Origin of the sequence: Mesorhizobium sp. 113-3-3 (assembly GCF_016756495.1) — a bacterium.
GTDB lineage: Bacteria > Pseudomonadota > Alphaproteobacteria > Rhizobiales > Rhizobiaceae > Mesorhizobium.
Window position 1 is genome coordinate 985305 of record NZ_AP023243.1, and the last position, 13563, is coordinate 998867.

At 65.0% G+C, this 13563-nt stretch carries 11 protein-coding genes; 7 read left to right on the top strand and 4 right to left on the bottom strand.

Translation table 11 applies throughout. The features are described from left to right. The first annotated feature begins 75 nt into the window (after nt 1-75). Both JG746_RS04630 and JG746_RS04635 read left to right on the top strand, forming a co-directional pair. On the top strand, nt 76-441 hold the full coding sequence (locus JG746_RS04630) for a RidA family protein (RefSeq protein WP_202357102.1): 366 nt from the start codon (nt 76-78) through the stop codon (nt 439-441). 28 nt (nt 442-469) lie between these two features. Next, nucleotides 470-1705 (top strand): amidohydrolase/deacetylase family metallohydrolase, encoded by a 1236-nt coding sequence (locus tag JG746_RS04635; RefSeq protein WP_202357103.1) that lies wholly within the window; start codon nt 470-472, stop codon nt 1703-1705. Nucleotides 1706-1935: 230 nt separating this feature from the next. Here the strand turns inward: JG746_RS04635 and JG746_RS04640 are convergent, their stop codons facing one another. Both JG746_RS04640 and JG746_RS04645 read right to left on the bottom strand, forming a co-directional pair. Continuing rightward, nucleotides 1936-3723 carry an NAD(P)/FAD-dependent oxidoreductase gene (locus tag JG746_RS04640; protein ID WP_202357104.1) on the bottom strand — a complete coding sequence of 596 codons (1788 nt, stop codon included), beginning with the start codon at nt 3721-3723 and terminating at the stop codon, nt 1936-1938. 24 nt (nt 3724-3747) lie between these two features. Continuing rightward, nucleotides 3748-4689, bottom strand: a complete 942-nt coding sequence (locus JG746_RS04645; protein ID WP_202357105.1) for a MurR/RpiR family transcriptional regulator — start codon at nt 4687-4689, stop codon at nt 3748-3750. A 307-nt stretch (nt 4690-4996) separates the two neighbouring features. Between JG746_RS04645 and JG746_RS04650 the strand changes: the two genes are divergently transcribed. From JG746_RS04650 to JG746_RS04670, 5 genes are all read left to right on the top strand, one after another. Then, on the top strand, nt 4997-5830 hold the full coding sequence (locus JG746_RS04650; RefSeq protein WP_202357106.1) for an ABC transporter ATP-binding protein: 834 nt from the start codon (nt 4997-4999) through the stop codon (nt 5828-5830). After that, a complete protein-coding gene (locus JG746_RS04655) occupies nt 5827-6669 on the top strand; it encodes an ABC transporter permease (protein ID WP_038650727.1) in 843 nt (280 codons plus the stop codon). The genes JG746_RS04650 and JG746_RS04655 overlap by 4 nt, the downstream gene beginning before the upstream one ends. 70 nt (nt 6670-6739) lie before the next feature. Next, a complete protein-coding gene (locus JG746_RS04660; RefSeq protein WP_202357107.1) occupies nt 6740-7903 on the top strand; it encodes an ABC transporter substrate-binding protein in 1164 nt (387 codons plus the stop codon). A 288-nt stretch (nt 7904-8191) separates the two neighbouring features. Then, nucleotides 8192-9280: a Gfo/Idh/MocA family protein gene (locus JG746_RS04665; RefSeq protein ID WP_202357108.1), complete on the top strand. Its 1089-nt coding sequence runs from the start codon at nt 8192-8194 to the stop codon at nt 9278-9280. A 203-nt stretch (nt 9281-9483) separates the two neighbouring features. After that, nucleotides 9484-10926 (top strand): amidase, encoded by a 1443-nt coding sequence (locus JG746_RS04670; RefSeq protein WP_202357109.1) that lies wholly within the window; start codon nt 9484-9486, stop codon nt 10924-10926. A gap of 317 nt (nt 10927-11243) precedes the next feature. Here the strand turns inward: JG746_RS04670 and JG746_RS04675 are convergent, their stop codons facing one another. Together JG746_RS04675 and JG746_RS04680 are read right to left on the bottom strand one after the other, a co-directional pair. Then, nucleotides 11244-12485 carry a M24 family metallopeptidase gene (locus tag JG746_RS04675; RefSeq protein WP_202357110.1) on the bottom strand — a complete coding sequence of 414 codons (1242 nt, stop codon included), beginning with the start codon at nt 12483-12485 and terminating at the stop codon, nt 11244-11246. A 262-nt stretch (nt 12486-12747) separates the two neighbouring features. Beyond that, complete coding sequence (locus JG746_RS04680; RefSeq protein ID WP_244730667.1) at nt 12748-13434, bottom strand: invasion associated locus B family protein; 687 nt, start codon at nt 13432-13434, stop codon at nt 12748-12750. Nucleotides 13435-13563: the final 129 nt, after the last annotated feature.

Here is a 13563-nt window from a genome sequence, read left to right on the forward strand (position 1 = left end):
GCCCGATCGCGCTAAATCTGCGGCGAAGCGGATGCCGCCCTGGTGTCCTCTCGCAAAATCAGAGGAGGCGATCCCGTGCCCAAGCAGACTTTTGGAGCATCCCACGTGCCGCTGTCGCCCGCCGTGCGGGCCGGCGACTTCGTCTATGTCTCGGGCCAGGTTCCGGTCGGCAGCGACGGCATCGTGGTCAAGGGCGGCATCACGGAACAGACCGAGCAGGTGCTCGCCAATGTGAAAGCGGCGCTGGCCTTGGCCGGGTGCACCCTGGACGATGTGGTGAAAACCACCGTCTGGCTGGAAGACGCGCGCGATTTCGGCGCCTTCAACGCGGTTTACGCCAGGCATTTCCCAAAAAATCCGCCGGCGCGCACCACGGTCGAATCGCGGCTGATGATCGACATCAAGATCGAGGTCGAGGCCGTCGCCTATCGGCCGGTCTGACAGGCGCAACGAAGCGGAGGTTCCCCTCATGCAATTCGACCTCCTGCTGAAGGGCGGACGGCTGATCGATCCGGCGTCCGGCATCGATGCGCCGCGCGATGTCGCCATCGCCAATGGCCGGGTCGCCGCGATCGATGCCGACATCCCGGCGGATCGCGCCGCGCAGGTCGTCGACGCGACCGGCTGCATCGTCGCGCCCGGGCTGGTCGACCTGCACAGCCACGTCTATTGGGGCGGCACCTCGCTCGGCGTCGATGCCGACAGGCTCGCGGCCAAAAGCGGCACCACCACCTTCATCGATGCGGGCAGTGCGGGCGCCGGCAATTTCCTCGGCTTCCGCCGCCACGTCATGGAGCGGTCCAGGGTGCGCATCCTGGCCTATGTCAACATTTCCTTTGCCGGCATCTTCGGCTTCTCGCAGTCGGTGTCGGTCGGCGAGTGCAGCGATCTCAGGCTTTGCGAGCCGCGTGAGGTGGTCGCCGCCGCGCGCGAACATGCCGATGTCGTGGTCGGCGTGAAGGTCCGCTCCGGCAAGCATGCCGGCGGCACCAGCGGCATCGCGCCGGTGGACCTGGCGCTGGAGGCCGCCGACAAAGCCGGCCTGCCGCTGATGGCGCATATTGACGAGCCGCCGCCCGGCCGCTCGGAAGTGCTGCCGCGGCTGCGACGCGGCGACATCCTCACCCATTGCTTCCGGCCGTTTCCCAACGCGCCGGTCTTCGCCTCGGGCGCGGTGCGGCCGGACATGCGGCTGGCGCGCGAACGCGGCGTCATCTTCGACCTCGGCCATGGCATGGGTTCGTTCGACTTCGACGTGGCGCGCGCCATGCTGGCCGAGGGGCTGGCGCCGGATGTCATCTCGAGCGACGTGCATCTCTACTGCGTCGACGGGCCTGCCTTCGACATACTGGTCTGCATGTCGAAGCTGATGGCGCTCGGCATGCCGCTGGTCGAGGTGCTGCGCGCGGCGACGCAAGCACCGGCGCGGGCGATCGCCAGGCCGGACCTCGGCACGCTGGCGGTCGGCACCGTCGGCGATGTCACTGTCCTTCGCCAGCGGCCGGGCCGTTTCACCTTCGTCGACGCGGTGGGTGCTGCGCTGGTCGCCGACCAGCGGCTGGTGTCGGAAGGCATCGTCATCGGCGGCACCTGGTGGCCGAACGAGGCGGTCAACGATGTCGGCGAGACCGAGCGTTTCGAGGCGCATGCCGCCCATACGCATGTCGAGGTGGCGGCCCGGCACTTCGGGCACCGGCATGAGTGATTAGGCGTCTATCGGGCGAGGCGGAGATGCCCGGTAGGCAGGGGTTGTAGCTGTCTTGCGGCGGCACATTTTGGAACCGCCTTCCCCACTCCGTCGCTGCTTCGCATCGCCACCTCTCCCCCCTCCGGAGGGAGAGGAAGGGAGCCTAGCTCGGTTAGGCTCGCACCTTTCCTCTCCCCGTCGATCGGGGGAGAGGTGTCGAGCGAAGCTCGACGGAGTGGGGGTCGACCTCAGCCAGCGTTGCTCGGCTTCCCGTAAACCGGCGTCGCGATCCCTTCCATCCGCGCCTTGATCTGCAGCGCGACATATTTCGAATAAAACCGCGACAGCGCCAGATTGCCGCCGTGGAACCACAGCGCTTCCTGCGCGGTCGGCTTCCACATGTTGCGCAGCTCGCCTTGCCAGGGGCCGGGGTCGCCCTTGACGCCGGAGCCGAGGCCCCAGCAGGGGCCGACCTTGTCGGCCACTTCGCGCGAGACGAGTGCCGCGACGTTCTCGTTCATCGACTGGTAGCCGGTGCAGGCGATGATGGCGTCGGCTTCGAGCTCGCTGCCGTCCTCGAACAGGATGCCGTTTTTCGTCAACGCCTTGATGGCAACGCCGCTGCGGATGCCGATCTTGCCGTCGATGATCAGGTCCGAGGCGCCGACATCGATGTAGTAGCCGGAGCCGGTGCGGTAGGCCTTCATCAAGAGGCCGGTCTCGTCGTCGCCGAAATCGATGGCGAAGCCCGAGGCCCGTAAGCGTTCATAGAAGGCCGCGTCGCGCGCCTTGATCACCTCGTAGAGTGCGCGCTGGCCCTTGGGCACCAGCGCGAAAGGGGTCGAGGCGACGATCATGTCGGCCTTCTCGGTGGTGATGCCGCGCGCCAGCGCGCTCTCCGAAAAGATCTCGAAGCCGACCTCCATCAGCGTGTCCGATTTGACCACCGTGGTCGGCGAGCGCTGGATCATGGTGACGTCGGCGCCGCTTTCCCACAGGTCGACGCAGACATCATGCCCCGAGCTGGCCGCGCCGATGACGGCGACCTTCCTGCCGCGGAACTTGTCGCCGCTCGCATACTGGCTGGAATGCAGCAGTTCGCCCTTGAATTCGCCGGCGCCGGCGAGGTCGATCTTTCGCGGCGGGCCGTAGGCGCCGGTGGCGAAGACGACGTGCTTCGGCTTCAGCGTGACCTGCCGGCCGACGCGGTCGACCACGACAGTCCATTCCTTCCGCGCCTCGTCATAGGAAGCGCTGAGGCATTTGGTGGCGACCCAGTAGTTGAGCTCCATGACGCGCGTGTACATTTCCAGCCAGTCGCCCATCTTGTCCTTGGGCGTGAAAACAGGCCAGTTCTCCGGGAACGGAATGTAGGGCAGATGGTCGTACCAGACCGGGTCGTGCAGCACGAGCGTGCGGTAGCGGTTGCGCCAGGAATCGCCGGGCCTTGCATTCTTCTCGATGACGATGGTCGGCACGCCGAGCTGCCGCAGCCGCGCGCCCAGCATGATGCCGCCCTGGCCGCCGCCGATGACCAGGCAATAGGGCTGCTCGGTGACGCCGAGATCGCGTGTCTCGCGCGCCCGCGCTTCCGACCAGGTCTCGCGCTCCGGGTCGGCCTTGTGGCGCACGCCGAGCGGCCGCGCCAAACCCTTGCGCTCTTCGAATCCTTTGAGATCGGTCATCGCGGTGAACAAGGTCCGGCAGCGGCCGTCGCGCAGGCGCATGATGCCCTGGCCTGACGCCACCGCCGTCTCGAAGGTGAACCAGGCTTCGATCGTGCCCTCGTCGGAGGTTGCGTCGCCGGTGATCTGCCATGCGGTTGGCCTGGTCGCCGCCAGCGTTGCCTCGAGCATCTCGGCGATGGCCTCGCGGCCTTCCATGGTCGTGACGTTCCAGGTGAAGGTCAAAAGATCGCGCCAGTAGCAGTCGTCGACGAACAAATTGCTTGCCGCGTTCGCATCGCCGGCGGCGAGCGCCTGCGCCAGGGAGTCGAGCCACGCGGTTGCCTGTTTCGTCGGTGCCATTTCGAGCATTCTTTTCCCTCTTCCTGCAGTGAACTAATCCCCGAGCGGCTCCATCTCCTTGCCGGTGCGGTGGATCTGGGCGTTGTATTTGATGCGGCGCACCGTTTCGCGGGCCGAGCCGTCGAGCTTGTAGGCCGAGGCCACGGCCAGAAGGTCGATCGCCGCCAGGAAGGCATAGCGCGAGGCGGTCGGCTTCAGCGTGTCGGGGTATTCGGGCACCGCCACGGTCAGCCTGACGTCGCAGGCCCGCGCCAGATCGGTGTCGGGCGCGGTCACGGCGATGGCGTTGGCGCGGTAGTGCTTGGCGAGTTCGACTGCCTCGATGACCTCGCGCGTGCGCCCGGTCGCCGAGATGGCGATCACCAGGTCGCCAGGCTTCAGCGTCGAGGCGGTCATGCGCATCAGATAGGGATCGCACTGGGCGCTGACGGTGATGCCGTAGCGAAACAGCCGGTACTGCGTCTCCTGCGCCAGTGCCGAGGAACTGCCGCCGAGGCCGAAGACGGTGACTTGCCGCGCCTTGGCGATCAGCTCGGCGGCCTTCTGCAGCTCACCCGGATCGAACTGGCGTTCGGCCTCCTGCAGCGCCCGGCGCGCCTCGCCAAAGACGGCGTTCCAGAACGGCATGCCATTGTCGTTGCTGACCGCCGGCGGCTTGGCCAGATAGAGCGCGCCGACGACGAGGCTCTGCGCCAGCTTCAGCTTGAAATCGCGCACGCCCTCGCAGCCGATGGCGCGGCAGAAGCGGGTCACGGTCGGCTCGCTGACGCCGGCGCGCTCGGCAATCGCCGCGTTGGAGGCGTCGACGGCATATTTGACATCGTCGAGCACGACATCGGCGACGCGGCGCTCCGCCGGGCTCAACTCCGCGTAGGAATCCTTGACCAGCGAGATGATGTCCGGGATGCGCCTGACATCGCGTCCCTCCGTGTCGTGGGTTGCAACAGGCTCGTGCTGGCTGTCAGCGTCGGTCATGAAGTCGGTCTTCCCTGCCTTTTCGACCTGACCTCTTATCATGTTTGCACGCTGTCGTTCCATGCGCCCGGCCGTGCTGCAACCCTTGCGTGCCACGGCGACAAGCTCGCGTTTCTTTTCGGAGTATGTAGGAAAGCAACAAGCATTTCAAGGTCGATATAACTCTGTAAAAACAGTGTATTAAGCGAAAGGTGGAATTTTCGTGATACGGTTACCACGTCGAGCGCTTGACAGCAAAGTAGGATAGTTACAGACTGATTTTGGCAGGGATGACCTACCGGATCATCACGCAATCTCCGAGGGGCGGATGAACGCGGGCGAGACAACAACGCCGAAGCTTGGCGTGCAGGCAGCGACCAAGATCTATCACACGGCGTCCGGTGACCTCCTGGCGCTGGACCGCTGCAGCCTCGATGTCCGGGCCAATGAAATCGTCTCGATCGTCGGCCCGTCCGGCTGCGGCAAGACCACGCTTCTGTGGTCGATGTCGGGCCTGCACAGCCTGACCAGCGGCGAAATCCGGCTCGACGGCCTAGGGATCACCGGTCCGCATCCCGATATCGGCATCGTCTTCCAGGAAGCCAACCTTTTGCCCTGGCGCAATCTCGACGCCAACATCCGCTTTCCCTTCGAGATCAAGGGCGAGAAACCGGACCGCGCCTGGATCGCGCATCTTCTGAACCGCGTCGGCCTCGACGGCTTCGGCGGCAAGTTCCCGCGCGAGCTTTCAGGCGGCATGCAGCAGCGCGCCGCGATCGTGCGGGCGCTGGCGCTGAAACCCTCGGTGCTGTTGATGGACGAGCCGTTCGGTGCGCTCGACTCCTTCACCCGCGAGGAGATGAACCGGCTGGTCGAGGAGATCTGGCTCGACACCAAGACCACCATCGTCTTCATCACCCACTCGATCGAGGAAGCGATCTTTCTGTCGGACCGCGTGGTGGTGCTGAGCGCCCGGCCGGGCCGCGTTGCCAAGGAATATCGCGTGCCGTTCGCGCGGCCGCGCTCGCTGGAGATCATGGCGACCAAGGAAGTCTTCGACCTCACCAACCGGATCAAGATGGACATTGTCGGCGAGCGCGCCAGGCCGAAGGCGCCGGGACAGGAGCGCGCCAGCGCCGAGATCGTGAGGATCAGGCCGTGAGCGACGCCATTCCGGAATTCTCCAAATCCAAATCGGGCGACGGCCAGGAGGTCAGCCTGACCAATCTGTCGGCCTTCGCCAGTGGCCCCGGCATCAAGTCGGGCAAGGAGGTGGCGGCGATCATCGCCGTGGCCGTGGTCATCATCGGCGGCATCGAACTGGCCTTGCGGCTGTTCCATGTGCCGCTCTACATCATGCCGCCGCCGAGCTCGATCGCCTATGCGTTGTTCGACGAGTTCCCGCTGATCGCGCCGCATCTCGGCTACACGCTGGTCGAGCTGGTATCCGGCTTTGCCATCGGCGCAGTCGTCGGGCTGGTGCTGGCCGCCGTCATCACCCAGTTCCCCTTCGCCGAGAAGATCGTCGCGCCCTACATCCTGCTGCTGGTCACCACGCCGATGCTGGCGCTGGTGCCGTTGCTCATCCTGCGCTTCGGCTTCGGCTACACGCCGCGCATCATCGCGGTGGCGCTGGCCGCCGGGCCGATGGTGATGATCAACGCCGCCACCGGCTTTCGCCGCGTCGACAGCGCCAAGATCGCGCTGGCGCGGTCCTACGGCGCCAGCACCTTGCAGATCTTCTGGAAGATCCGCGCGCCGATGGCGCTGCCGATGATCCTGGTCGGGCTGATGATCGGCGCCATCTTCGGCCTGCTCACCGCCGTCGGCGCCGAGATGGTCGGCGGCGGCTTCGGTCTCGGCAACCGGCTGACCACCTATTCGTCGATGATCCAGATGCCGCAATTCTTCGCCGTGGTGCTGATCCTGTCGACGCTCGGCATCCTGATCTACGTGCTGTTCTTCCTCATCGGCAAGAAATGGGCGAGCTGGGAGGCTTGAAAACAAGGATTTGAAGCAAGACGCCCGGCAGGCGGGCGGCAGACTGACGTCAAACAAAAAGGGGAAAGCGATGACCAAAGACAATTCGATCCGCCAGGCGGGCATCTCCCGCCGCTATTTCCTGCAGGTCACCGGCGCCGGCCTGGTGACGGCAACCGCGCTCGGCGCCAGCGGCCTCAAAGCCAGGGCGGCGGCCTATGAGAAATTCACCTGGATCTCGCCGCGCGGCACGCTCGAAGTGCTCGACGATTATCCCTATTGGGCGGCGAAGAAAGCCGGCTATTTCGACGGGCTCGACACCGACATGCAGCCGGGACCGTCGGACGGCACGGCGACGGTGAAGTTCGTCGATGTCGGCCAGGCGGACATGGGCTTCCCCTCGCCCGGGGTGTTCTCCTTCGCCATCCAGAACGGCATGAAGCTGAAGTCGGTGTTCCACATGGGCGCCCGCGACACGTTCAGCATCGCCTTCCGCAAGGGCGAGGGCTCGAACGATCTGAAGAAGCTCGAAGGCAAGACCATTCTGCTCGGCTCCGCCGCCTGGCAGTCGATCACCGATCCGCTGCTCGCCGCGCAAGGCGTCGACATCAAGAAGGTGAAATATGTCGAGGCCGGCTGGCCGACCTGGGGCACCGCGCTCGCCGGCGGCCAAGGCGATGCCGCCCTGTCATGGGAAGGGTTGCGCGCCGAATGGATCGCCAAGGGCCTCGACTTCGAATACTGGCTCGGCGTGAAGAACTCGAAGCTGCCGGCCAACACCTTTGTCGTGCGCGCCGCCGATCTCGAGGATGCCGACAAAAAGGCGTTCCTGGAAAAATACCTGCGCGGCTGGGCGATGGGCCTTGAATTCGGCTACCAGAACCCGCGCGCGGCGGTCGAAGCGGTGTTCGAGCAGTTCCCGACGCTGGCCAAGAATCTCGGGCCGGAGCTCGGCACCACCTCGATCCTGCAGCAGATCAACGTCTTCCGTGGCGACATGGACAAGCGCGGCGGCTGGGGCTCGCACGACATGGCGAGCTGGCAGGGCTTCTTCGACGAGATCCACAAGATCGGCCAGATCACCAATCCGGTGAAGGCCGAGGACGTCTGCACCAACGATTTGATCCCGGCGGCCAATGATTTCGACAAGGCCAAGGTCAAGGCCGATGCCGACGGCGTCAAACTGTCGGAAGGCTTTGCCGCGCTCGATGTCGAGAAGATCAAGGCGCATCTGTTCGATTCGGCGGTGAAGTAGGGACTGCGATCGTCGGGGTTGGCGCTGCCCCTCATCCGCCTGCCGGCACCTTCTCCCCGTATAGTGACGGGGAGAAGGGAGATGACCGCAACCTCGGCGCATCTTCTGCGGCGTTGGCAATTGGCGAAATCATCGATGTCGGCGTCTTTCTCCCCGTCTCCATACGGGGAGAAATGCCCGGCAGGGCAATGAGGGGCAGCGCCGAGCTGACGTGATTGCCCGAATAAACATACAGGCAGCGTCAACCGATCGCCGCCCAAGATCCAATCAAGAATGTGGGAGGCTGATGTGGCCGACAAGGTAAAAGTGCTGGTGGTGGGTCTCGGCAATATGGGTGCGTCGCACGCCAGCGCCTATCACCGCTCCGAGGGGTTTGAGATCGTCGGCATCATGAGCCGCTCGATCAAGAGCAACACCAAGATCCCGGCGGAGTTGGCCGGCTATCCGCTCTATGAGGATTTCGACCAGGCGCTGGAGGAGACGAAGCCGGACGCCGTGTCGATCAACAGCTGGCCGAACACCCATGCCGAATATGCTCTGAAGGCGATCGCGGCCAATTGCCATGTGTTCATGGAAAAGCCGCTCGCCACCAACATCGAGGACGCCGAGAAAGTCGTGGCGGCGGCACGCGCCAAGAACCGCAAGCTGGTGCTCGGCTACATCCTGCGCGTCCACCCCTCCTGGATCAAGTTCATCGAGGTCGGCAAGACGCTCGGCAAGCCGCTGGTGATGCGCCTCAACCTCAACCAGCAGAGCAGTGGCAGCGCCTGGCACTGGCACAAGAACCTGATCGATTCGCTGATCCCGATCGTCGATTGCGGCGTGCACTATGTCGATGTCATGTGCCAGCTGACCGGCGCCAGGCCGGTTCGGGTGCACGGCATCGGCGCCAAGCTCTGGGCGGAAGCCGACAAGCAGAATTACGGCCATCTGCATGTCACCTTCGATGACGGCTCGGTCGGCTGGTACGAGGCCGGCTGGGGTCCGATGATGAGCGAGACGGCCTATTTCGTGAAGGACGTGGTCGGCCCCAAGGGCGCGGTGTCGATCGTCGCCGGCCAGGCGCCAAGCACGGCCTCGGACGCCGAGGTTTCCAACTCGGCCGACATCGACCGCCACACCAAGACCGATGCGCTGAAGATCCACTATGCCGCGGTCGACGGTGACAAGAACTTTTCCAAGCCCGACGAGATCGTCAGCATGGAGGACGAGCCCGGCCATCAGGAGCTGTGCGACCGCGAGCAAGCCTTCTTCCTGCGCGCCATCCGCGAGGATCTCGATTTGACCGAACAGATGGACGCCGCTGTCAACAGCCTGCGCATCGTGCTGGCGGCGGAGCAGAGCATCGAACTCGGGCGGACGGTCGAGCTGGCCTGAGGTCGGCGCCGGCCCCCCTCATCCGGCCGCTACGCGGCCACCTGTGCCGGGGCGAGTCACGGGCCTCGCCCGTCCTCCGGACCCCCAGGGGAGAAGAGATAAGCGCTAGCGCTCGTAGTCTCCTCTCCCCCTCGGGGAGAGGTCAGCCGAGCGAAGCGGAGGCTGGGTGAGGGTGAGTCTCTCAGACATAGAAGGAGCAATACATGACCGCCGTCACCGACAGTCTGTTGAAAACCTATGCCGAGTCCGATGCGCTTGACCTCGCAGCTCTGGTGCGCGGCGGCCAGGTTTCGCCGGCCGAACTGGTCGAGGCGGCGATCACGCTGGTGGAGCGGCTCAATCCGGCGCTGAACGCGGTGATCCACCGCCTCTATGACATGGCGCGTGCGCAGGCCGCGACGGTCGACAAATCGGCGCCCTTCGCCGGCGTGCCGTTCCTGCTCAAGGAGCTGGCCTCGTCCTGGACGGGCGCGCCGAACACCAATTCTTCGTTCTATCTGAAGGACGTCGTCGCCGACTTCGACACCGAAGTGGTTCGCCGCATGAAGGCGGCGGGGCTGGTGCTGGTCGGCAAGTCGAACGCGCCTGAAAATGGCTGGTCGATCACGACCGAGCCGAAGCTTTACGGCACGACCAAGAATCCATGGAAGGAAGGCATCACGCCGGGCGGCTCCAGCGGCGGCGCGGCGGCGGCCGTCGCTTCACGCATGGTGCCGATCGCCGAAGCCAGCGACGGCGCCGGTTCGATCCGCATTCCCGCCTCCTGCTGCGGCATTGTCGGGCTGAAACCGTCGCGCGGCCGCGTCAGCCTCGCGCCGTTCGGCGACTATTGGTATGGCGGCGCCTATTTTCTCTGCTGCTCGCGCACGGTGCGCGACACGGCGGCCTATCTCGATGCCGTCGCCGGCGCGCTACCGGGCGATCCTTACACGCCGCCGGTTCCCGATGCCTCCTGGCTCAGCCTGTCGGCGCGGGCGCCGAAAAGGTTGCGCATCAGCTTCACCGTTGCGCCGCCCAACGGCACGGCCATCGATCCGGAGGTGAAGGCGGCGGTGCTGGCGACGGTGGCCGCGCTCGAGCGGCTGGGGCACGATGTCGAGGAGCATGACATGCCGCTCGACGCCAATGGCGTGTGGACGACCTACACCAACATGACCTGTGTGCAGACGGCGGCGACCTTCGACTATCTCGAAACGGTGATCGGCCGGCCGGTGACGCCAGCCGACGTCGAGGCGGTGACCTGGGCGATCATCGCGCGCGGCCGCGCGACCAGCGGCGTCAGGCACATCTCCGATGTCGAGCAGCTCCGGCAGACCGGCCGCGACATTGCCGGCGACCTCAACGCGTACGACCTCTTCATCACGCCGACGCTGACGCAGCTGCCGCGTCCATTCGGCTATTATGACATGTCGGAAACCGACATCGATCGCTACAACGCCAAATGGACGGATGCGGTCTTCGCCTTCCCCTTCAACATATCAGGCCAGCCGGCGATCTCGCTGCCGCTCGGATGGTCGAAGGGCGGCGTGCCGATCGGCGTTCAGCTGGTCGGCCGCTATGGCGACGAGGCGACCGTGCTGGCGGCGTCGGCGCAGCTGGAGCAGGAGATGCCGTGGCGGGATCGGCGACCGGCGGTGAGCGGCTAGGATGTGTTGATGTTAGGTGATGCGGCATCAATACAAAGCGACAATCTCTACCGTCGGCGCCGCCCCTCACTGTCCTGCCGGACATCTCTCCCCGTAAACGGGGCGAGAGGAGCTGGCCGCAGCGCCTGCGCCTTTCTTGCGACGTTGGTGATTGGCGAAATCGGCGATTAAGGCGTCCCTCTCCCCGTCACTATACGGGGAGAGGATGCCGGCAGGCAGGTGAGGGGCAGCGCCAACGGTTGGCCATTGTGAATAGCTGATGTGACAAAACAGGATGCTTAAAAATGTGCGGCCAGCCACACATCAAGAAGGCTTGGCTACCCAATCCCCTCCAGCCGCCTCGGCAGCCGGTTCATCGGCCTCGGCCCGTCCGCCGTGATCAGGAACTGGTCTTCCAGATTGAAGCTGGCAAGGCCATCGATATAGAGCGGGATTTCGAAGGCCAGCACCATACCGGCCTCGATCACCACATCGCTGTCGGCGGCGATGAACGGCCATTGCTCTGAGAATACCGATTGCCCCACGCTGTGGCCGAAATGGCCGCGGCGGTAGGAGGGCAGGCCTTGCCGCGCCAGGCTCCCGGTGGTGACGCGATGGACATGAGCGAGCGTGTTTCCGGGCATCAACGCCGCCAGCCCGTCCTCGAAGGCGCGCTCGGCGATCGCATGCAGCTCGGCCTGGTCGGCGGAAGGCGGTCCGAAGGTGAAGTTGCGCGACATGTCGGAGGCATACCCACCGACCGTGCAGACCATGTCGCATTTCAGGGGATCGCCGGCCTCGGCTCTGGCATCGGCGCCCTTGGCGCGGGCGCCCAGCGTCACATATTCGGCTGTCAGGACCGGATGCGACAGGCCGGCGGCCGCGTCGGTGACGCCCTTGCGGTAGAGCGCGACGAGATCGGCCTGGCGCATGCCGGCCATCGCGTCCACCTGCAGTCGCTCCAGCCCGGCTTCCGAGAGGAAAATGCCTTGCTGCAAGAGGTCGATCTCACGCTGTGATTTGATGGCCCGCAGCCTGTCCAGCACGGGCGAGCCGTCGACGACAGGGCAATCCGGCAGCAGCGCCTGGATGGAAGCGAAATCGGCGGCCGGGACAAAGTCGAGGTCGATGCCGAGCGTTGCGCGCGCCAGTCCGAAGTCGTCCAGCAGCACCCGCAGCTGGCGCAGCGAACCGGCGAGATCGAAGGTGGCGGGCCGCGAGAAATCAGGCGTGCGGCCAAGCAAGGCAAGGCCGGCCTCGATGCGTTCGGCCAGGGGCAGCCCGTGCGCTGTCTCGACTGGCGCGGATTCGATCCAGATCGGGTGCGAACGCACGACCGCCTCGGGCATGGCGAGCCGCAGCTGCGCCGCGTTGAAGTCGGCGACGACGACGCCGATCGGCAGGTCCTGTCTGGCCGGGATGACGACAAAGCCGCCGCCGGCGCGCCGGAACAGTCCCGCCGGGCCGATCCATGCGCCGGTGGCATAGTGGAAGGCTTCCGGCGCGCAAAGCACCAGCGCGGCAATGCCGGCGCGTTCCATCAATTGCGCGGCGTGCTGGCGGTCGACAAAGCCTGTCATGGGTTTCTCCGGATGGCCTGGCGGCAACGGAGCATTGCGGGCGCGGACAATCAAGCGCCGAATGGGAGATCCGGCGGCCGGCAGATCGCGCATTGGCTGGTGCTGCAGGCGACTGGCACGAAGACCCCGTGGGACTTGATACCCACCCCATCTCTTTCCAGGGGCGGCGCAAGCTTCGCCAATCGGCCGCCTCCGCCACGGGTTAGGATTGTTGGGCGCGTGTGCCCTACGGCTGTCGCAAGACAGCGAACGGCATTACCCGCTACTTGATCGATTCCAGCTTGGCCACCGCGGCGCCGAAGCCTTTGAGGGAAACCGGGATGGTCACCGGCTTGCGCGTCACCGATTCCATGCCGATGTTCATCGTCGTCCCCGACTTCATCGCCTTGGCCAGTTCCGGCGCCACCGGCACCGCGGCATAGGCGCCGTTCTGGTCGCTGGTCTGGATGGCGATGGTGACTTTCTTGCCGCTGTCGACCTGATAGCTGACGCCCGACGGCAGGAACAGGCCGTGCGGCAAGGCGAGCAGCATGGCCAGGCTGCCATTGCCGCTGTCGCGGCGCACGGTCACGGTCAACACGCGCTGGCCTGTCTTGGCCTCGGTGAGGTTCTGCGACACCTGGCACTGAAGGTCGCCGGCAGCAGAGTCGCTGGAACAGTTAACCGCCCATGCATTGGCGTCGGCCGGCTTGGATCCGGCGTCCTTTGATTGAGACTGTTTGGCTTGGGCCTCTTTGGTGGTGTCCTCCGCAAGCGCCGGGCCAGAAGAAGCCGACAACAGCCACAGAGCAGCCGATGCCGCGACCATGCGAAGTAGATTAGACTTCGCTAAAATAATTGCCATGTTCTTCATGCCCCGCAGTTTTCCTTGCCCCGGCAGGTATTCTCCTGGAAAAGGCTTGATACAACAAGGGCGACGGTTCCGAAAGCCGAGTCCCTGGCCAAGCAAGCCGGCAAATCTACTGTGGCAATATGGCCACAGGACAGAACTTTGAGGTCGGACAACAACACTCACAACATTCCGGGCTCGCTATACAATAGAATTCACGTAAGAATTAACACGCGGGACGTGTAGTCC

What these genes read in the sequence shown, in the direction of transcription:
- JG746_RS04660 (WP_202357107.1), top strand. Translation starts at nt 6,740, where the DNA reads ATGACCAAAGACAATTCGATCCGCCAGGCGGGCATCTCCCGCCGCTAT.
- JG746_RS04675 (WP_202357110.1), bottom strand. Translation starts at nt 12,485, where the DNA reads ATGACAGGCTTTGTCGACCGCCAGCACGCCGCGCAATTGATGGAACGC.
- JG746_RS04650 (WP_202357106.1), top strand. Translation starts at nt 4,997, where the DNA reads ATGAACGCGGGCGAGACAACAACGCCGAAGCTTGGCGTGCAGGCAGCG.
- JG746_RS04645 (WP_202357105.1), bottom strand. Translation starts at nt 4,689, where the DNA reads ATGACCGACGCTGACAGCCAGCACGAGCCTGTTGCAACCCACGACACG.
- JG746_RS04640 (WP_202357104.1), bottom strand. Translation starts at nt 3,723, where the DNA reads ATGCTCGAAATGGCACCGACGAAACAGGCAACCGCGTGGCTCGACTCC.
- JG746_RS04670 (WP_202357109.1), top strand. Translation starts at nt 9,484, where the DNA reads ATGACCGCCGTCACCGACAGTCTGTTGAAAACCTATGCCGAGTCCGAT.
- JG746_RS04635 (WP_202357103.1), top strand. Translation starts at nt 470, where the DNA reads ATGCAATTCGACCTCCTGCTGAAGGGCGGACGGCTGATCGATCCGGCG.